Origin of the sequence: Alteromonas sp. AO-Serp (assembly GCF_017849675.1) — a bacterium.
Lineage (GTDB): Bacteria > Pseudomonadota > Gammaproteobacteria > Enterobacterales > Alteromonadaceae > Alteromonas > Alteromonas macleodii.
In genome coordinates this window covers 24446-42721 of record NZ_JAFLMX010000018.1, presented here as the reverse complement: position 1 = coordinate 42721, position 18276 = coordinate 24446, and the positions used below count along the sequence as shown (strand labels likewise).

The window sequence follows — 18276 nt, the reverse complement described above, 5'->3', positions numbered from 1 at the left end:
ATAACACGTTGAATAACACCAGCTTGTGCCAATTCAAAGGTTAAATAGTTAATGTTCCAAAAGAAGGATATCGCTTGATGCAAGCACTGGCCACTACACCCATTACTGCGCTTAAAGGCGTAGGCGCAAAGGTGGCAGAAAAGCTTAACAAAATAGGTTTGTTTACCCTTCAAGATATTCTGTTTCATCTTCCTCACCGCTACGAAGACAGAACCCGTATTTATAGCGTGGCAGAGTGCCGCCCGTTTACCCATGTAAGCGTGCAGGGCGAGGTAATGAGCGCCGACATTCAGTACGGAAAGAAGCGCATGCTAGTGGTTAAGCTTAGCGACGGTACGGGTACCATAACCTTACGCTTTTTCCACTTTGGTGCAGTGCAGCGGTCTATTATGACGCCAAGAAACACGGTGCGGTGTTTCGGAGAAGTGCGTACTGGAAAGTGGGGCATTGAAATGATGCATCCCGAATTTAAATTAGTGGATGAAGACGCGCCACCATCAGAAGAATCACTAACGCCTGTTTACCCCACCACAGACGGTGTTAAGCAGTTAACCCTTCGCAATTTAACTGATCAGGCTTTAAAACTACTAGATAAAGGCGCGCTGGCCGACTTACTGCCCGACGGCATTTACGATGACCAAATTAGCCTTAATGAGGCGCTTCATTTGGTGCATCGGCCACCACCAGATGTAGACGTACACGAAATGGAAGAGGGGCTGCACCCGGCTCAGTATCGGTTAATATTAGAAGAGTTATTGTCACACCACCTAAGTGTGTTGAAAGTACGCAAGCTATCTGACGCCCAGCCCGGTATTCCTATTAAGGTGAACCAGCCGCTTATCGATAAAATGCTCGCTCAACTACCATTCTCACCAACGGGTGCACAGGCTCGGGTAGTGGAAGATATTCAAAAAGATATGCAACACGCGCGGCCTATGATGCGCCTTGTACAAGGCGATGTAGGGTCGGGCAAAACCTTAGTTGCGGCACTGGCCGCGCTATCAGCCATTGGTGCAGGGCATCAGGTAGCGTTAATGGCACCTACTGAGCTGTTGGCAGAACAGCATGCCAATAACTTTCGTGGCTGGCTAGAACCTTTAGGTATTGAAGTAGGTTGGCTTGCCGGAAAGCTGAAAGGCAAAGCCCGCAATGAAGTATTAGCCCGCTTAGAAGCTGGCGATATTCAAATGTTGGTGGGTACTCACGCCATCTTCCAGGAAAGCGTAAATTACCAGCAGCTAGCGCTAGTTATTGTAGATGAACAACACCGCTTTGGTGTGCATCAACGTTTGGCCCTGCGAGATAAAGGCGAACAGCAAGGTCGCTACCCTCATCAGCTAATTATGACGGCGACGCCTATTCCAAGAACGTTGGCCATGACAGCCTATGCCGATTTAGACACCTCGGTTATTGATGAGTTGCCACCGGGCAGAACACCGGTGCAAACCGTGGTATTACCCGATACACGCCGCGCCGATGTGATAGAGCGCGTACGTCAGGCTTGTAAAGAAAACGGCCGCCAAGCCTACTGGGTGTGTACGCTAATTGATGAGTCGGAAGTGTTGGAGTGTCAGGCAGCAGAAGACGCTGCGGTTACCCTTCGTACTGCGCTGCCAGACCTACACGTTGGTTTGGTACACGGGCGTTTAAAGCCTGCTGAAAAAGCGCAGGTTATGGCCGACTTTAAAGACGGAAAGCTGGATTTATTGGTAGCGACTACCGTTATTGAAGTAGGCGTAGACGTACCTAATGCCAGCATCATGATCATTGAAAACCCTGAACGATTGGGTTTAGCGCAGCTTCACCAGCTTAGAGGCCGAGTAGGGCGTGGTGCGGTAGAAAGTCAGTGTGTACTTATGTACCAGAGCCCACTATCGAAAACCGCTACTCAGCGCCTTGGCGTATTGCGCGAATCTAACGACGGGTTTTATATTGCCCAGCGCGATTTGGAAATTCGTGGCCCGGGTGAATTTATGGGTACTAAGCAAACGGGAATGGCCGAGCTTAAAATAGCAGACCTAGTACGCGACGCCGCTCTTATCCCTAAGGTTCAGGAAATTGCCTATACCCTTTGGGACAAATACCCCTCTCACGCTCAAGCCATCATTAATAGATGGATAGGGCATAAGGAACAGTACGGTCATGCTTAATCATGTGCCTTTAATCATTTGTGATGACACCAATAGCGATGACGCTGCATTAATTAGTGCAATCAGCGAAAAGTGGGGTTTTCCTGTTGTTAGCAGTAGTGAAAAGCCTAGCGAAGGCCTGTATTTGCAGGTACAAAACGGCGTGCTTGGACTTGCCGACGCAGGTGAGAAAAAAGTGAATCCGGTAGAAGTTGATTTTGCTTCGCCGGCAAGTTTGTATCGCAAGCAGCACGGCGGTGGGCGCAAAGAGCCCATTGTTAAGGCCATTGGTCTTAAAGGCAATGAAGCATGGCACGTAGTGGATGCAACGCCTGGGCTAGGTCGTGATGCCTTTGTATTGGTAAGCGTTGGCTGCAAGGTCACTATGATAGAGCGATCGCCCGTGGTTGCCGCCTTGCTTGAAGATGGTATTCGCAGATTAGCGCTTAGTTTTCCGGAACTTGCAGCTAAAATGTCGCTTCAACATGGAAATAGTGCTGAGGTAATGCAATACTTCACTGGTGAGAATGTGAACGCTATTTACTTAGACCCCATGTTCCCACACAAAAAGAAGTCAGCCTTGGTGAAAAAGGAAATGCGGCTGTTTCAGCAACTGCTTGGTCATGACCCAGACGCAGATGCGCTGTTACCGCCAGCACTAGAGCTAGCCACGCACCGGGTAGTGGTGAAACGCCCAAACAGTGCAGACGTGCTGGCAGGAATAAAAGCATCAATGGCTATTGAAAGCAAAAAACACAGATTTGATGTGTATTTGTGTCAAAAAAATCTAGGAGAGTAGCATGATACAAGTTGGGGGCACTTTGCCTGAAGTAGATTTTAGCCTTTTAGAAAACGGCGAAATAACCAACCCAGGAACGAACGAACTGTTTTCGGATAAACGCGTTGTATTGTTTGCGGTACCCGGTGCATTTACACCGACCTGTTCTCAAGCCCACTTACCGGGCTATGTAGCGCTTGCTGATAAGCTTAAAGCCAAAGGTATTGATAGTATTATTTGCTTAAGCGTGAACGATGCATTTGTTATGGATGCATGGGGCAAAGCGAGCAACGCTGAAGAGATCATAATGCTGGCAGACGGCAATGGTTTCTTTACCAAGCAAATTGGCTTAGACATGAGCACGGGCAATTTCGGTGGCTTGCGTTCGTTACGCTATTCCATGCTTGTGGAAGATGGCGAAGTGAAAAAGCTAAACGTTGAAGACCCAGGTCGTTTCGACGTTAGCGATGCGCAAACCATGCTAGATAGCCTATAACACCGAAACTACGGCGTTAATAATATCAAGAGCCCGCAACTAAGGTTGCGGGCTTTTTTCGTTTAGATGTTTGTGAATAGGTTAATTGACTTAAGCGTATACTTGGTTGCCATTTTCATTAAAATGTAACCTATGTATGATCTGGCGCTCTGTAAATAGCGTTGAATATCAGTACGTTCAGTGAAGGTTAATGAACTAACATGTAGTATTCTGTGTCGAAAGTGCAGAAAAAATAAGGGCTAACACACTACGTTACTTAGCATGTGGGCTCGTTCAGTTACCTTTACTTGCTTAATGATAATAAGTATCATTTGCGTGAAAAGACAAACGTTTTAGGAATAATTATGACAACAACACTGAAAAAAATGAGTGCTTTGGTACTGGCTTCTGCGGTCACTTTCTCGATGCTATCTTCTCAGGCGCTTGCTAACGGTGCCATTGGCGATCACGTGAACAATCTTCACGCGCACATCGGCGAATATACGGAAGAGGTACATTGGTTAGAAAGCAAGTTTGGCAGTGTTGTTGATGCGTATGAAGCAAAAGATAAATCGCTTAAGACCGATGCACTGATTGAGTATTGGGAAGAGGTGGATTTTCACTCTGCTATTGAAACCCAGTATGTGCCTATTTACGCCTCTATTTGGCAAGGTATTTATGGTGTGAAAGTCGCCATTGATGAAGGTAAGCCTGTTGCAGACGTGCGCGTAGAGCAAGAGAAGCTAAATCATGCCTTGTGGCAGGCGTTAGGCGCAGTTAAACTTGCGTCCCAGTATCAAAAGAAAGGTTTAGTGAACAAGGTTCAAACCACCGAAAAAGAACCTACCACAGGCCCTGAAGTTATCGACGATATTAAAACACGTCTTGATCGTGTTGTTGCTAAGTACGCGGAACAGCTTCACGAAGTAGCAACTACACTCGTTCACGATACTTACCTTCAACGATTTGAAGGTGTGGAAGGTGACTTGATTGCGAAAAACGCAGCTTTGGTTGAAGACTTGGAGAAAGACTTTAACGTAACGCTTCCACAAGCTATCTCAAAAGACACTGGCGTTGATTCAGTTCGTAAGGTCGTAGAGTCTATGCAGGCCAAACTTGACCGCGCTCGCGCACTTTTGGTTGAAGTAGAACAAAGTCGTAAAGACGTATTTTAAGGAAGGTGTATGCAACGTAGAACATTCTTACAAGGCTTAGCAGCGGCCGGTGCATTATCTGGTTTGCCGTTTAGTTTTGCTCACGCTATGACACAAACAGGCAGTGTGTCAGTTGAGTCACTGCCTAAATTAGAAGGTGATCTCACACTTTACTTAGGTCGTGGTGAAGGTGGTTTGTACGAGAATGTTCTTAAGGCCATCGAAAAGCGCAACCCAAAGCTTAATCTTAAAATAAGACGCGGCGGCTCTGCGGCATTAGCCAACACCATCGTAGCTGAGACTAAGGCAGGCGTTAAACGCGCCGACCTTTTCTGGGCCGTAGACACGGGCTCTATTGGCATGGTTACTGATGCTGGCGCGGCTAAGCCGTTGCCAGACGACCTTACTGCGCAGCTGCGTGAAGATTTTCAGTACCCGAGCTGGTCACCGGTAACAGGTCGTGTGCGTACACTGCCTTATAACACTGAGCGTGTTAAACCGGAGCAAATCCCTGAAAGCGTGATGGCGTTAGCCGACAGCGATTTAAAAATTGGCTGGGCGCCAGCCTACTCATCGTTTCAGTCTTTTGTCACGGCAATGCGCATTTTAGAGGGCGATAAAGCCACTAAATCATGGCTTAAAGGCATTAATAAGCACTCGAAAAAGTACGCAGGTGAACTTGGTGTAGTGATGGGCGTTGAACGTGGTGAAGTCGATATTGGCTTTGCGAATCACTACTACACCCTTCGCCTTAAATCAGGTAAGCCGAATGCAAACGTAGCGCTTGCGTACAGTAAAAGCGACGCAGGTTGCCTAGTAAATGCGTCTGGTATTGTGGCATTGAGCGACGGTGACTTGCCGGTTAACTTTATTCGTTACCTGCTTTCACACGAAGTTCAGTCTTATCTTGCTCGCGAAGCCTACGAAATCCCTCTGGTTCAAGGGGTTGAACAGCCGCAAGGCTTAGCTGATCTAAGCACGCTGTCACCGCCTGAAATGGACCTTCGTAAACTGGCTGACTTACGCCCTACACTTAATCTTATGAGGGAAGTTGGCGTACTGTGACAAATTGGCCAAAGTCGTATCCACTGGCACTTCTTATCGCGCTGATGGCTTTATTGCCCGTCGGCGTTTTGTTTTCTCTAGCTCAAGATAGTGCGCAACTTTTTGATACCCATAATCTAAGGGTACTAGCGAACACGGTGTCATTGGTGGTGCTTACCATTATTGGCTCTGTACTTATCGGAGTGCCGCTTGCCTTTTTAACCGCTTATGTGCAGATGCCATTTAAGCGATTTTGGCTCATTTTACTTGCCGCGCCATTAGCACTACCAAGCTACATTGGCGCATTTGCGATGTACTTTTCATTTGGCACAGGTGGCGAAATTGAAAACGTACTGGGAATTAGCACGCCACCTATCAGCGGCCTTTGGGGCTCTGCGCTGGTCATGAGCCTTTATACTTATCCATTTGTCATGATGACAACCCGTTCAAGCTTACTGAGTTTAGATGCAAGCTTAGTTAACGCGGCGCGTACGTTAGGGTTAACCTTAGGCGCAAGCTTATGGCGAGTGGTTTTACCGCGTGTTGTGAATAGCGTTGCCGCAGGGGCACTCCTTGCTGCACTTTATGCGTTATCCGATTTTGGTACGCCTGCAATAATGGGCTTTGACACTTTTACCCGAGTTATTTTTGTTGAGTATAACGCCTTCGGTCTTAGTCAAGCCGCCATGCTGAGCCTTCAGCTAATGGTTATTGTTGGGCTTATTCTATTTATAGAAAGTCGTATTAGTGGCGCTCAAGAGCGCCCAGGTAAGCATTTATCGTTGTTTCCTGCTCGCTGGCAGCGAAACCTAATGTTGCTGGCTACTATGCCGGTGGTATTTATGGCTATTGTGCTTCCCCTTGCTATTTTTACGCTGTGGTTAGTGCGAGAAGGCGCCGGCGGTTTTGAATTTAGCTATGCGTGGAACTCAGCTCATGCGTCATTTATTGCAGCAATTGTTGCTGTATTACTCGCCATTCCGGTGGCTCACGCCGCTATTGCCGGAAAAGCTGGACGCTTTATGGAGCGCATTACTTATTTTGGCTTTGGGGTTCCGGGTATCGTAATGGGGACGGCCCTTGTTTATGTTGGCCTGCAGTTGCCCGCGCTCTATCAAACGTTAAGTTTGCTTGTGATGGCTTATGTGCTGCGCTTTATCCCACTTGCTGTGGGAAGTGTAAGAAGTACGGCTGAGAATATTGATTCAGGTCTGGTAAAAGCCGCTCGCGTGCTGGGCGCTAGCCCGCGTGAGGCATTTATGCGAATTACGCTGCCGTTAACCCTTCGTGGTATGATTGCGGGTGCAGCGCTTGTGTTCTTAGAAGCCATGCGCGAACTACCTGCAACGCTTATGTTAGGACCTACAGGATTTGAAACCTTAGCTACCTATATGTGGCGAGTTTACGAAGCGGGTTACTTTGGCCGCGCAGCCGTGCCAGGGCTTTTACTTGTTTTATTATCAGGTGTGGGGTTAATTCTCATGCTGTCGGGCGAAAGAAAAGCCCAGTTTACCGTTACCGAGGAAGATCGTTCGTAATGCTTAGTGTAAATAATTTGTCTGTGAATTATGGGTCTACCCGCGTTGTCGACAAGTTAAATCTTGAGCTTGGACAAGACGAAATCCTGATGCTGGTGGGGCCAACCGGCTGCGGTAAAACCACCATTTTGCAAGCGTTGGCTGGGCTTATTCCTATTTCAGAAGGTGCTATGAGCCTAGGTGAATGGGAAAGTACAGCAAACAAACATGTTCCGCCCGAAAAGCGTAACGTGGGTATGGTGTTTCAAGACTTTGCGTTGTTTCCTCATCTTACCGTTCAGCAGAACGTTTGCTTTCGTTTAAAAGACACTAAGCTGGCCGATCATTGGCTTCAATTATTAGGCTTAGATAACTTCCGCGATGCAAAACCTGCACGTCTTTCTGGCGGTCAGAAGCAGCGCGTTGCGCTAGCAAGAACGCTAGCTCACGAGCCTTCCTTTGTATTGCTAGACGAACCCCTTTCAAACCTTGATGCTGCGCTAAAAGACAGCTTGCGCTGGGAAATTCGCGATGCCTTAAAAAAAGCAGGTGTACCTGCTATTTGGGTAACGCACGATCAGGAAGAGGCGCTAAGCGTTGGCGATAGAGTGGGTATACTTAATAAAGGTGTGCTTGAGCAATTAGACACACCTGAAGCCTGTTACTCTTCTCCTGCCAGCCGTTTTGTGGCGCGTTTTATGGGCGAGGCGAGCTTCTTAAGTGCGACGTTCGATAGCAGCGCAGCAAATACAGACAAAACAGTGGTTACCGATATTGGTAATGTGCCGGGCACACCGCTTCAAGGTGCAAGCGGCAACGTAGACTTGTTGGTACGCCCTGACGATTTAAGCTTAGATGCTACACTAAGTGAAACTAACTGTACGGTTGAATGGGTACGCTACGAAGGCGAAAGTCGGCTTTACGCGGTTGTCTTAGATTGCGGCGACGAGCTTAAAGTACGAGTAAGCCACGAAAATGCTATAAAGCCCGGTACTCGCGCCTTCGTACAGCTAATAACCACACATCCATTGGCCGTTTTTCCTAGAGGTTAATTGTGATCAAGCGCGATGTAATTGTTATTGGTGCAGGAGCTGCAGGGCTTTTTTGTGCGGCGCAGGCCGGCGCGCGTGGACGCAGCGTAGAAGTGCTTGATCACGCCAAAAAAGTGGGCCGAAAAATCCTGATGTCCGGCGGTGGCCGCTGTAACTTCACTAACATGTATGCAGGCCCTGAAAACTTTCTTTCGCAAAACCCTCACTTTTGTAAGTCGGCACTCAGTCGCTATACCCAATGGGACTTTATTGGCTTGGTTGCCGAGTATGGCATTGCCTACCATGAAAAAACCTTGGGCCAACTGTTTTGTGATGATAGCGCCAAAGAGATCGTCGATTTACTGCTAAATGAGTGCAACAAAGCGGATGTGACGATTACCACTCGTTGCGACATTCTAAGTGTAGAAAAGGCTGAAAGTGGGTACTCACTTACAACCTCGAATGGTGAGTATGAATGTGAATCCCTTGTAATTGCTACCGGCGGTTTAAGCATGCCAAAGCTAGGAGCCACGCCATTTGGCTATAAAATAGCGCAGCAATTTGGTCTTAACGTTTTACCTACTCGCGCAGCACTTGTTCCCTTTACCTTGCACGATAAAGATAAAGACACATTGGCAGAACTTAGCGGTATCGCAGTTGATGTATATGCCAGCTGCAACGACACTACGTTTAAAGAAGCGATGTTGTTTACCCACCGAGGGTTGAGCGGCCCTGCCATGCTACAAATTTCCAGCTATTGGGAAGCGGGTGACAGCTTAAGTATCAACATGCTACCTAACGACGATGCTACGGCGCTTCTACAGACTGCACGCACAGAGACGCCAGACGCATTGCTTGCCACCTGTTTAAATAAAGTATTTCCAAAGCGTATGGTACAGAGCCTTATTGAGTATCATAGTTGGCGCAACGTGCCGGTGAAACAGCTGACTCACGGCGAGTGCGACGCCATTGCTGACACCCTAGAGAATTGGCAAATAAAGCCAAACGGCACAGAAGGATATCGCACCGCCGAGGTTACTATAGGCGGTGTAGATACCAATGACCTATCATCAAAAACAATGATGGCGAAAAATGTCGAAGGCCTGTACTTCATTGGCGAAGTGGTTGACGTAACTGGTTGGCTCGGTGGCTTTAACTTCCAGTGGGCGTGGAGCAGTGGTTGGGCAGCAGGGCAGGTGGTTTAGAACCTCACCACGCTCCATATTGTCGTACACTTTGCGGAAATCAAAGAACTAAACGGTTACCTAAAACCGGTAACCTAGCGAAATAGCATAGACAAAGGGGTCTATTTCAATAGCGCTCACTGAGCCCCGGGTATCACCTAGGTTGAAGCTTGCTTCTGTGTCTATTTCTATCCAACGAACGGCGGCATTCAAAAACCATCTTTCGCTTAACTGATAGTCTATTCCCGCTTGTGCGGCTAAGCCAAACGAGTTATCAAGAGATAAGTCACTAAGCCCTGCCTCTTCATTAGCTCCCGTAAATTGCTCGTCATAAATAAACGTATAGTTTAGACCCGCACCCACATAGGGCTGAAAAACACTTGATGGATCGTTAAAGTAATAGTTAACCGTCACTGTGGGCGGAAGGTGGGTTACTTCGCCTAGCTGGTTACCTGTTCCTAATGGGTTATCGATAGCGAAATTAACGTCATGTGTGAACGGTGTTGCGGCTAATACTTCTACGTTAACTCTATCCGTGATGAAATAGGCCGCGGTGAGGCCCAATTGCGTGTTGTTATCAATGGTCAGGCCAAAGCCCAAGTCGTCACCCACGTTAATGTTTGAAGACGATTCATCAGGTGCAACCGTGGCAAAGCCACCTCGGACGAGAATGTCGCCTTTTTCAAATGCAACTGCATTGGATGCTGAAGCAATAAAGGGAAGGGCGGTTAGTGCTAAAGCTAAGTTTTTCATCGTAGTCTCTCAGTCTGATAATTGAACACAGATAAGACTAAACAGACTTACTTAAAAAGAACTTTCTAGAAGATTAACGTTAGATTAAAAGCCTTCGTCATATAAAAAGCTAAAAACGGCGCAGAATTGCGCTGTAATCAAAACGACATACCAATTGCCAGACCAGCAACCACTGCACTTTTATGATTTCGATGATAGTCGTAATGAAGCTGCGGCGATATGGTAACCCCCGATACTTCAAACTCATACAAAAAGCCTAACCGGGCCACCTCCATTTTATGGCTGCCGTGGAACTCAACGCCGGGGCCTATTTGTGCAATAAAATTATTGGTAATGTGCAGGTCAGCAACAAGCAGGTAGGTGTAAGCGTCTAAGTCTTCAAACGCGTATTCAGCCACAAAGCCTACGCCTAAAAAGTCGCTCACACGGTATTCGTAATCGATACCTAGTGTAAAAGCGTTTCCGCACTCTTTTGTGTAAGTGGTACCTACCAATGCAGATAAATGATGGGGTGACGTTTCCCAATGATGAGCATTTCCCTTTGCAACAACAACGGGGGCAAATACTAAGGCCGCAACCAAGCCTAACGCTATTTGAACTCGCATAGTGATGCTCACATAAATTTAACGGTGACTACCTAGAAAGTTTCTTTCTAGCACTAATGAGAGCGTAGGCATCAAATGGCTATTTCACCAATGAACTTTAGTTGAAGTAATCGATAGGCCTAACTTAGTCGGCGTTAGGCGCATAGTTAAGCTTACATCTACCCATAACATCAAAATCTCGCTAAGGTGTTTGAATACAAGCCACCGAAGGAAAGAATAAAATAATGATTGATGAGAAACAGAAGGTACGTTTTTTAGATGCTTGTACCGAACAGCTTATCGCGCTTTATACAGCCAGCAAAAACGGTAAAAAGGTCGATGCTGAGAAATATCGGGTACAAGGGTTTATGCACGCTGGCGAGCTTCTAGGGATAATTACCAATGAACAGGGCAAGGCGCTGATTGCCGACTTACATGTACAGGTTTTTGGTGAAACTATTGATGAGCGAGCGACAAGAAAACGTAAACTTAATGCCCTAAAAGAATCTGATCCCGATGCATATATTGAGATTCCCGCAATTGAAAGACGTTAATTCAAGTTAAGCAAAGTTACCTAAACCGACTTTGCGAGATTCTCGTTTCTAAGACTATACTTTGCCCCACACTATGAAAAGAAAGCTGTAAAAAGAGGTTGCAGCTAGTTCGAAGCAGGGATGAAAACAAAGTTTAACAAGAGGCAACCCGTGCTCAAGCAGTTAGTTTACAGAAGTCAGTCGACGGTAAAAATTGATGAAAATGAACTTCTTAAAATAACAAACGATTCACTGCCATTTAATGCGAAAAACCACATTACAGGTATTCTTTTGTTTGATGGGGAATACTTCTTTCAAGTGCTTGAAGGAGATTGTGAGAAGGTAAACGCGCTTTTCGAACATATAAAAACAGACAGTCGTCACAGCAACATTATGAAAGTGACCGAAATGGTCATTCACAAACGCGATTTTGGAGATTGGCATTTAAGAACGCTTTCTGTCGCAGAAGGAAGCCGCTGCTATTGGTTACCTTCGGACATTAATATTAGCCGGGAAAGCCGGATATTTGCGCTTCTCAACAGCTTTGCTTCTGGGAAATGGCGAACTTGTTTAAGTGATAACGCGCGCAAAGACGTAAGAGCTAACGTTACGACGTCAGAGAAAGCAGTTAAACCCTTCGAAAACTCTGACATTCAGTTTGCCTTTCAGCCTATTGTGGATACCTACAGAGCTCGTGTCTCTTCAATTGAAGCCCTAATCAGAAGTAACGATGGGAGATACCCTGAGACTATTTTGGAGGAGCTGGTTGGGCCGGAAAAGTACGATTTTGACCTGAAAAGCAAAGCTATAGCAATTAAGCAAGGCGCTGCGTTGCTATCTTCAGACCAGTCTTTATCCATCAATTTATGCCCCGGAGCGATTACCTCGACCGTCAACGTCGCAGACTACCTTCACGAATTGGTTAAACGCAATAAATTGAAACCACAGCAGCTTGTTATCGAAGTTACCGAAACAGAAATAATCAGCGAAAGTGACACATTTTACCAAGCAATAGAGCAGATCCGTTCACGAGGCATGAGAGTCGCTATAGATGACTTCGGCGCAGGGTACGCAGGGTTATCGTTACTCGCAGACTTCACACCAGACAAAATTAAATTAGATAGAAAAATAACGACAGGCATTCACGAAAGCGGGCATCGACAAGCAATAACCGAGGCTGTACTCGAGTTTGCCAACTCTATGGGAATTCCCTTGGTGGTAGAAGGCGTCGAAACGATTGATGAGTGGCTGTGGTTGCAACATGCGGGTGTACAAAGATTTCAGGGGTTCTTGTTCGCAAAGCCCAAATTAAATGGTGTTAGTGGTATTGATTTTTCCTTCGACGGCGCTAGCAGCTAACTCCGCATAGGAAAAATATATATTTCTTGTCATTTCGCAGGATATTTTTCAGCGTTCTCACATTTTTAAACTAAGCTTAATGGGTGTGAGTTTTTATACCAGAATATAAATACTCATAACTCATCTTTGTGTAATAGCCGTACAGGGATATTTTTGCTACACGGATTTAGCTGCGGTACCAGTAGGAAGCAAATCTATGGCATGTGGAGTGTCGCGTAATTTTGTTCGCTTGTTGTTTGGGTTGATTTTGCTGACGTTCGGCACGTTTGCCAATGCAGCGTGCGTCATTAATGCTGAAAATGGTACTTCTGATACTGATACCGATAGTGCTTTGTCTATCGTACTTAAAGAAGGTGCACAGCGACTTTCGTTAAGCTGCGATGTCAACGCGACTCACGTTCTCTATTTCCCAAGAAACTACCTTTCTTATAATCAGCTGTATGACAGCGAGATGCAAAAAGTCCCCAAGTTAACCGGCGCATTTGAGTCCTATGCAATAGATAATACCCATAAGCGTCTATTTTTAGATATTAACTCTCAGGTACAGCGACCTGTCAGGCTAAATATCGCTACGTTAAATGATTTTCAGACGTTGGCGTCAATACATACCTTCACATTAAGCTTGTTCATCGGCTTTTGCTTAGCGTTAACCTTGTACGTAGGAATGCTGGGAACGAGTATGCGCAACTACGGCTTTTACTCCTACAGTTTCTATGTGCTCAGTGCGGCAATTTTCTTTTTGCTTCAAGAAGGGTTACTGAACATTGCGTTTCCCCATGTCGCCTTTTTCTCGAACTTTAAACTGCATCTGTTATTCGCAGGGATCACGGTATTTGCTGCGGTAAAGTTTCTTGATCAACTACTCGATTTCAAAGCACTGCTAAAAGTATGGCAGCGCCAGTTTATTCTGGGAATGGCGTGTTCGGCACTGGCACTTTCATTTGTGCAGATCATTCTGTCCACTTCTGATGCGATGAGAGTAAATAGTACGCTAAGTCTTATCACGCTGATAACAATGACCTGTACGCTATCAAGCTGTGTTTACGCCGCCTACCGCAAAGTACATTGCTCAAACTTAGTATTAATGGGTATTGCTGTCATGGTGTTTTCCATGATGTTTCGATTGGTTTTTTCAGACGTGTCAGCGTTTATGTACCGCTACGGACTTATTGTGGGAATAACTATTGAAGCGTTTATTTTTGCTATTGCCACGTCGAGAAAAGTAAAAAAGCTCGATGACGATAGGCTAAGTGCATTCAAACGTGCGTCTACAGATTCCTTGTGTAAAGTGCTAAACCGCAGTGGATGGGAAGGAATAGCACAAAGCCTGCTTACTAACTTCAACAAGGAAGGAGGATATTTGACCTTGCTATTTATCGACGTTGATAACTTCAAGGAGATTAATGATCATTACGGGCACCATTGCGGCGATAAAGTGCTGCAGGTTATTGCTAAAATTCTGCTGAGCCGATGCCGAGACCAAGATGCAGTAGGGCGCCTTGGTGGCGATGAATTTGTGGTGCTAAGCCACTGTTACAGTGAAGGACAATCTGAGCGCTTGGCTGCGCGTATAGAAGCCAGTCTGCTGGAAAGGGATATTAGAACCGATAACGTTGTTATTTCTGTTACGGCAAGCGTAGGCACATACATCACAAATGAACGCTGCAAAGATCTCACCACTCTGTTAAATAAAGCAGATAAACTGATGTACAGCGTTAAGGAGAAGCATAAGACGGCTCAATTGGCGTCTTCTTAATTAACCTTCCAGCAACGTATCACACACGCAGCGTATTAGGGTCATTTAAGCTGCGCTTTCGCTATATTCTTTACGGCTTTGGTCAAGTCGGCAAGCGCTGCCGATTCAAGGGTTGTCCAATGCCAAAATAACGGTACACCAAGCTCTTTTTGAGGAAATAACGGAACGAGATCGCCTTCGTTAACCTCTTGTTCAACTTGAAGCGTGGGTAGCAAAGCCCACACTACGCCATCTAGCGCCATTTTGACAAAGCCATGAGACGATGGATACCAATGACAAGTTGTAAAAGAGGGGGCTATGTTTAAACACTCTCGTTGATAATCAGTCAGCAAAGTCACATCGTATTCGTCGTACAGCAAACCCGGTGTACTCATCACGCTCTGGGGGGATATTTCTTTATGCAGGTATCGCTCAATGAAGCGAGGCGATGCATAAAGTTGATAGCGCATGGTTCCCAGTCTTATAGATTGCCCACCGGTAACGGGTGTACCTGTTTGGCTAATGCAAGCCATTACACGGCCTTGCTGTAATATGTCTCGGGTTTGAGTTTGATCCGCATTAACAATATGAATCGGGTTGGCACGCTTATCACTAAACGCGGCCATTACTTGCGAGAACCAGGTAGCCAGCACATCGTTATTCACGGCAACGCTTATAGGTGCAGCCGACGCTTCTAATCCACTTTGTATATTCAGCGCTTCTTCTAATACGCTTACTTTTTGAATATGCGCCAGTAGCTCTTTTCCCAGTGGCGTAGCGCGAAGCGGCTTGGTGCGAACCATCACTGGGCCGCCGACACTCTGCTCTAGCCGTTTTATTTTTTGCGATACCGCCGACTGGGTGAGGTTTAGGGCCTGTGCACCTTTTTCAAATCCGCCGTAGCGTAACACTTCATGAAAGCATCGAAGCGCGTCGTAATCCAACATTAATGACTACCTGTGAAAAGAAGGTTATAAGTATTAATTTTGCTTATTCAAAACAAATATCATTAATTTAATTTAGTCTTTCAAGGTGTATAAAATCAAGCCAATTATTCAGCATGTAACCTTAAACCGCGTTACAGCTACGGCGTTTGAACTTATTTACACTAAGAGGCATTTATCATGTTGGCGGCAGCAACAAGTGGTTTCGTGATGGGCGGTACCCTAATTATTGCAGTAGGCGCACAAAACAGTTTTTTGATTGAGCAATCGATGAAGCGACAGTGGACAACCTTATTTGTCCTGCTGTTTATCCTAAGCGATGCTATCTCAATAAGCTTAGGAGCGATGGGCTTTGGCTTGCTATTGCAAGAATACCCAATGCTGGTGTCTATCACCAAGTGGGCTGGTGTTGCGTTCTTACTGTGGATTGCTTTTAACAAAATAAAATCATCTTTGGCCAACGACGCGCTTGTTTTAGAAATGGCGAAAAAGCAACTGTCGTTCAAAAAAGCATTGCTCATTGCGTTGGCAGTAACTTGGTTAAACCCCCACTTTTACCTAGACACTTTATTATTGATGGGAAACTTAGCGAGTCAGTGGCAAGAAAATAAATGGTGGTTTGTGGGGGGAGCTATTGGTGCATCGGTGGTTTGGTTCGTAGGTTTGAGTACCTTAACCGCACGTTTTGCACACCATATGCAGCGCCCTAATTTCTGGCGTTGGTTTAACCGTCTTAATGCTGCGGTATTAGGTATGGTAAGTATTCAGTTGGCGAGTTTGTAAGGCAAAAGCGCTAAATAGCAAAATATTACGACGCGTCGAGTACGCTTTATGATTTAAGACGGTACGCTACGCATCTGTGATAGTTGACGATGAGCGCGAAGAGAGGGATAGACTGGTGAGCTGGATTTATTTGATTGTGGCGGGCCTTCTGGAAATTGGTTGGCCTGTTGGACTAAAAATGTCACAAGAGGCGGAAACCCGCGTAATGGGTATTTTACTTGCGGTTGGGTTTATGGCTGCCAGTGGTTTTTGTTTATGGATGGCGCAAAAACAAATTCCAATTGGAACGGCGTACGCTGTGTGGACAGGAATTGGCGCCGCGGGCACATTTTTAGTGGGTGTTATGTTTTATGGCGACCCCTCGTCATTGGCACGATATTTCGGCGTAGCGCTTATTGTTGCAGGAGTCGTTGTCTTAAAGTTGGCCCACTAAAGTTAGGTCCAATTACAAAAAAGCCCGTTAGCTTAGTGCGAACGGGCTTTGTTTTTTAAGCGGGTGGTCAGATTTTAGTGATATCCAAGTTGGTTTCTAAGCTCTGCCATAAAGGTTTCGATACGTTCAGCATTCTTGCCTAAATCACTTTTCCCTACTCGTGATTTGCTGCGGATATCAACCAGTGTGTCATCGCTTTTAGCGGTTAGACGAATAACTACGTCGTCTTTAAAACCAAACCACGCTGTGGTGTCGGTGGCTTCTAAGGTGTTCGGCAATGCGCCTTCATTAACGCGTTCCCATCCAAGCGCCTCTATGGCTTTTTCTGCAGCGATGAAGACCTCATTTGCAGGTTGCGGCAGCAATTGAGTTTTAATTTCAGGGTAAGCTTCTAGTTGCTGCTTAGTGACTTCACCGCCTTCGTAAGCGATGGAGTTAGGCGCACCTTCGCGTAGCGGAGCAATTGCAACGAACTCCGGCGGATTAGTGACATCGGTAGTAATGTCATGGATCGGAGGAACTGCGCTGGCTTTGCTCATCATGCTCACCGGCATTCCTACAGCAACCAGGGCAAGAATGGCACAGATGAAGGTGCTTCCCCAGCTAACGTTTTTACGGTTAATCAAAACCTGCAAAATAATGAGTATCAACGCTGCGCCGCCCACATACACGCCAAATCGCAGTGAAGTAAATGCGGTGCCTAAACTCACACCGGCATACTGATAAAGGGGGCCGGGTAATACCACCATAAGAAAACCGACAATACTGGTAAGGGCAATGAGTGCTTTCAAGTGAACTCCAAAGTTATTATTTTATTTTTACTAAGCTACTTTAACAGTGAACGTTGCGTTTTGGATTACTTTCTAGCAATAAAATCGGTACTAGGCCAATATTTAACATGTTTGTACACTAGGGCTGTTGGTCTTTAACGTACATCAAAGACCAGCAGGCCCTGGATGAACCCTATTTAAAGCAAGGTAATTAGTTTTGCAAAATCAGCCTGATGCCAGCGAAGCTTACGTGCTTCAAGCCGAACTACTTGTTGATACGTTATCGACACAAAAGCCGCTTTTTCAACGTGGTGTGAGCGAGTATGAGCTCATTGAGATTTTGAAAAAAGCGCCATATCACTTTTTTGATGACGCTTCGTTACGAGAGCCTTTAATGCTCTTTAAAACCCATTTCATTGTGTTTCACGCCCTTTATCAACTTAAACGTCGTTGGATAGAGCAGGGCGAAGGCGTGCTAGACATTCATACTCTTAATATTAAGCTAAACCAAGAAAGTGCCCACAGCGACCATAATAGTGCCCACAGCGACAAAAATAGTACCCACGGCGACAATTATAAAGATAAAGAAAGTCAGGGTAAGGTTGGAGCAATAACCGAAGCTGATGCCTTAGCTGAATACTACTTGGACTGGGGCAATTTTGAGAAGGCCGACAGAAAAAGTGTAGATGCACTGCTCAATGCGTTTTGGCATCGCATGGCCTCAGGAAACGCGCACACCTTTGAGCAGGAAGATATTGCTGATGCCCACGCGCTTCTGGGCCTGCCCCAAGATGAACATGTTTCTTTGTCGGTACTAAAACGAGTATATAAAAAAGCCCTGCAGTTGGTTCACCCTGATAAGGGAGGAACGCAACAGGAAGCCCAAGACGTCATTCACGCCTACCAGTTATTGCTGGGTTATTATTCGTTAAAATAGAACGTTAAGTGCGCTGTGATTTCGCTTTATTCGTATAACGTATACACGCTCAGGTATTTGACCGACAACTTCAGTAATTTCAACTTCATTGACTTTTATTATCATCTATAAATGCGCACAATATGACCTATAA

At 45.9% G+C, this 18276-nt stretch carries 18 protein-coding genes; 14 read left to right on the top strand and 4 right to left on the bottom strand.

Annotated elements, in window-relative coordinates:
• The first annotated feature begins 77 nt into the window (after window positions 1–77).
• The 8 genes from recG (at window position 78) to QVA83_RS01645 (ending at window position 9333) form a co-directional block, all read left to right on the top strand.
• On the top strand, window positions 78–2150 hold the full coding sequence (gene recG, locus QVA83_RS01680) for an ATP-dependent DNA helicase RecG (protein ID WP_287498065.1): 2073 nt from the start codon (window positions 78–80) through the stop codon (window positions 2148–2150).
• A complete protein-coding gene (locus QVA83_RS01675) occupies window positions 2143–2928 on the top strand; it encodes a class I SAM-dependent methyltransferase (protein ID WP_156077710.1) in 786 nt (261 codons plus the stop codon). Before recG ends, QVA83_RS01675 begins: the two co-directional genes overlap by 8 nt.
• Before the next feature lies 1 nt (window position 2929).
• Window positions 2930–3403 (top strand): peroxiredoxin, encoded by a 474-nt coding sequence (locus tag QVA83_RS01670; RefSeq protein ID WP_014947810.1) that lies wholly within the window; start codon window positions 2930–2932, stop codon window positions 3401–3403.
• A gap of 344 nt (window positions 3404–3747) precedes the next feature.
• A complete protein-coding gene (locus QVA83_RS01665) occupies window positions 3748–4557 on the top strand; it encodes a hypothetical protein (protein ID WP_014947811.1) in 810 nt (269 codons plus the stop codon).
• A gap of 9 nt (window positions 4558–4566) precedes the next feature.
• The gene (locus QVA83_RS01660; protein WP_014975320.1) at window positions 4567–5601 is read left to right on the top strand and encodes an extracellular solute-binding protein; all 1035 of its coding nucleotides are present in this window, start codon (window positions 4567–4569) and stop codon (window positions 5599–5601) included.
• Window positions 5598–7118: an ABC transporter permease gene (locus tag QVA83_RS01655; protein WP_287498060.1), complete on the top strand. Its 1521-nt coding sequence runs from the start codon at window positions 5598–5600 to the stop codon at window positions 7116–7118. The genes QVA83_RS01660 and QVA83_RS01655 overlap by 4 nt, the downstream gene beginning before the upstream one ends.
• Window positions 7118–8149 carry an ABC transporter ATP-binding protein gene (locus QVA83_RS01650; protein WP_039226913.1) on the top strand — a complete coding sequence of 344 codons (1032 nt, stop codon included), beginning with the start codon at window positions 7118–7120 and terminating at the stop codon, window positions 8147–8149. Before QVA83_RS01655 ends, QVA83_RS01650 begins: the two co-directional genes overlap by 1 nt.
• A gap of 2 nt (window positions 8150–8151) precedes the next feature.
• The gene (locus QVA83_RS01645) at window positions 8152–9333 is read left to right on the top strand and encodes a BaiN/RdsA family NAD(P)/FAD-dependent oxidoreductase (protein ID WP_039226911.1); all 1182 of its coding nucleotides are present in this window, start codon (window positions 8152–8154) and stop codon (window positions 9331–9333) included.
• A 60-nt stretch (window positions 9334–9393) separates the two neighbouring features.
• Here the strand turns inward: QVA83_RS01645 and QVA83_RS01640 are convergent, their stop codons facing one another.
• Together QVA83_RS01640 and QVA83_RS01635 are read right to left on the bottom strand one after the other, a co-directional pair.
• Complete coding sequence (locus QVA83_RS01640) at window positions 9394–10065, bottom strand: OmpW/AlkL family protein (protein WP_239302032.1); 672 nt, start codon at window positions 10063–10065, stop codon at window positions 9394–9396.
• A 137-nt stretch (window positions 10066–10202) separates the two neighbouring features.
• Window positions 10203–10670: a hypothetical protein gene (locus QVA83_RS01635; protein WP_014947817.1), complete on the bottom strand. Its 468-nt coding sequence runs from the start codon at window positions 10668–10670 to the stop codon at window positions 10203–10205.
• A gap of 224 nt (window positions 10671–10894) precedes the next feature.
• Between QVA83_RS01635 and QVA83_RS01630 the strand changes: the two genes are divergently transcribed.
• The 3 genes from QVA83_RS01630 to QVA83_RS01620 all read left to right on the top strand — a co-directional run bounded on the left by QVA83_RS01630 (window position 10895) and on the right by QVA83_RS01620 (window position 14297).
• Window positions 10895–11203 carry a hypothetical protein gene (locus tag QVA83_RS01630; protein ID WP_014975326.1) on the top strand — a complete coding sequence of 103 codons (309 nt, stop codon included), beginning with the start codon at window positions 10895–10897 and terminating at the stop codon, window positions 11201–11203.
• Window positions 11204–11353: 150 nt separating this feature from the next.
• Window positions 11354–12541, top strand: coding sequence for a diguanylate phosphodiesterase (locus QVA83_RS01625; protein WP_041693652.1), 1188 nt, complete (start codon window positions 11354–11356; stop codon window positions 12539–12541).
• A 208-nt stretch (window positions 12542–12749) separates the two neighbouring features.
• The gene (locus tag QVA83_RS01620) at window positions 12750–14297 is read left to right on the top strand and encodes a GGDEF domain-containing protein (protein WP_232300899.1); all 1548 of its coding nucleotides are present in this window, start codon (window positions 12750–12752) and stop codon (window positions 14295–14297) included.
• A 41-nt stretch (window positions 14298–14338) separates the two neighbouring features.
• Here the strand turns inward: QVA83_RS01620 and QVA83_RS01615 are convergent, their stop codons facing one another.
• Window positions 14339–15223, bottom strand: a complete 885-nt coding sequence (locus QVA83_RS01615; RefSeq protein WP_039226907.1) for an ArgP/LysG family DNA-binding transcriptional regulator — start codon at window positions 15221–15223, stop codon at window positions 14339–14341.
• Between the two features lie 177 nt (window positions 15224–15400).
• Between QVA83_RS01615 and QVA83_RS01610 the strand changes: the two genes are divergently transcribed.
• Together QVA83_RS01610 and QVA83_RS01605 are read left to right on the top strand one after the other, a co-directional pair.
• Window positions 15401–16003, top strand: a complete 603-nt coding sequence (locus tag QVA83_RS01610) for a LysE/ArgO family amino acid transporter (protein WP_014975330.1) — start codon at window positions 15401–15403, stop codon at window positions 16001–16003.
• A 115-nt stretch (window positions 16004–16118) separates the two neighbouring features.
• Window positions 16119–16436, top strand: coding sequence for a DMT family transporter (locus QVA83_RS01605; protein ID WP_014947823.1), 318 nt, complete (start codon window positions 16119–16121; stop codon window positions 16434–16436).
• Between the two features lie 74 nt (window positions 16437–16510).
• Here QVA83_RS01605 and QVA83_RS01600 read toward each other — a convergent pair whose 3' ends face one another.
• On the bottom strand, window positions 16511–17227 hold the full coding sequence (locus QVA83_RS01600) for a DUF1499 domain-containing protein (protein WP_014975331.1): 717 nt from the start codon (window positions 17225–17227) through the stop codon (window positions 16511–16513).
• 196 nt (window positions 17228–17423) lie between these two features.
• On the opposite strand from QVA83_RS01600, the gene QVA83_RS01595 reads away from it, so the two are divergent.
• Window positions 17424–18143, top strand: coding sequence for a DNA-J related domain-containing protein (locus QVA83_RS01595; protein ID WP_287498059.1), 720 nt, complete (start codon window positions 17424–17426; stop codon window positions 18141–18143).
• The last annotated feature ends 133 nt before the right edge of the window (window positions 18144–18276 follow it).

Coding starts and splice junctions, on each gene's coding strand:
- recG (WP_287498065.1), top strand. CDS start 78: ATGCAAGCACTGGCCACTACACCCATTACTGCGCTTAAAGGCGTAGGC.
- QVA83_RS01675 (WP_156077710.1), top strand. CDS start 2,143: ATGCTTAATCATGTGCCTTTAATCATTTGTGATGACACCAATAGCGAT.
- QVA83_RS01670 (WP_014947810.1), top strand. CDS start 2,930: ATGATACAAGTTGGGGGCACTTTGCCTGAAGTAGATTTTAGCCTTTTA.
- QVA83_RS01665 (WP_014947811.1), top strand. CDS start 3,748: ATGACAACAACACTGAAAAAAATGAGTGCTTTGGTACTGGCTTCTGCG.
- QVA83_RS01660 (WP_014975320.1), top strand. CDS start 4,567: ATGCAACGTAGAACATTCTTACAAGGCTTAGCAGCGGCCGGTGCATTA.
- QVA83_RS01650 (WP_039226913.1), top strand. CDS start 7,118: ATGCTTAGTGTAAATAATTTGTCTGTGAATTATGGGTCTACCCGCGTT.
- QVA83_RS01640 (WP_239302032.1), bottom strand. CDS start 10,065: ATGAAAAACTTAGCTTTAGCACTAACCGCCCTTCCCTTTATTGCTTCA.
- QVA83_RS01635 (WP_014947817.1), bottom strand. CDS start 10,670: ATGCGAGTTCAAATAGCGTTAGGCTTGGTTGCGGCCTTAGTATTTGCC.
- QVA83_RS01630 (WP_014975326.1), top strand. CDS start 10,895: ATGATTGATGAGAAACAGAAGGTACGTTTTTTAGATGCTTGTACCGAA.
- QVA83_RS01615 (WP_039226907.1), bottom strand. CDS start 15,223: ATGTTGGATTACGACGCGCTTCGATGCTTTCATGAAGTGTTACGCTAC.
- QVA83_RS01610 (WP_014975330.1), top strand. CDS start 15,401: ATGTTGGCGGCAGCAACAAGTGGTTTCGTGATGGGCGGTACCCTAATT.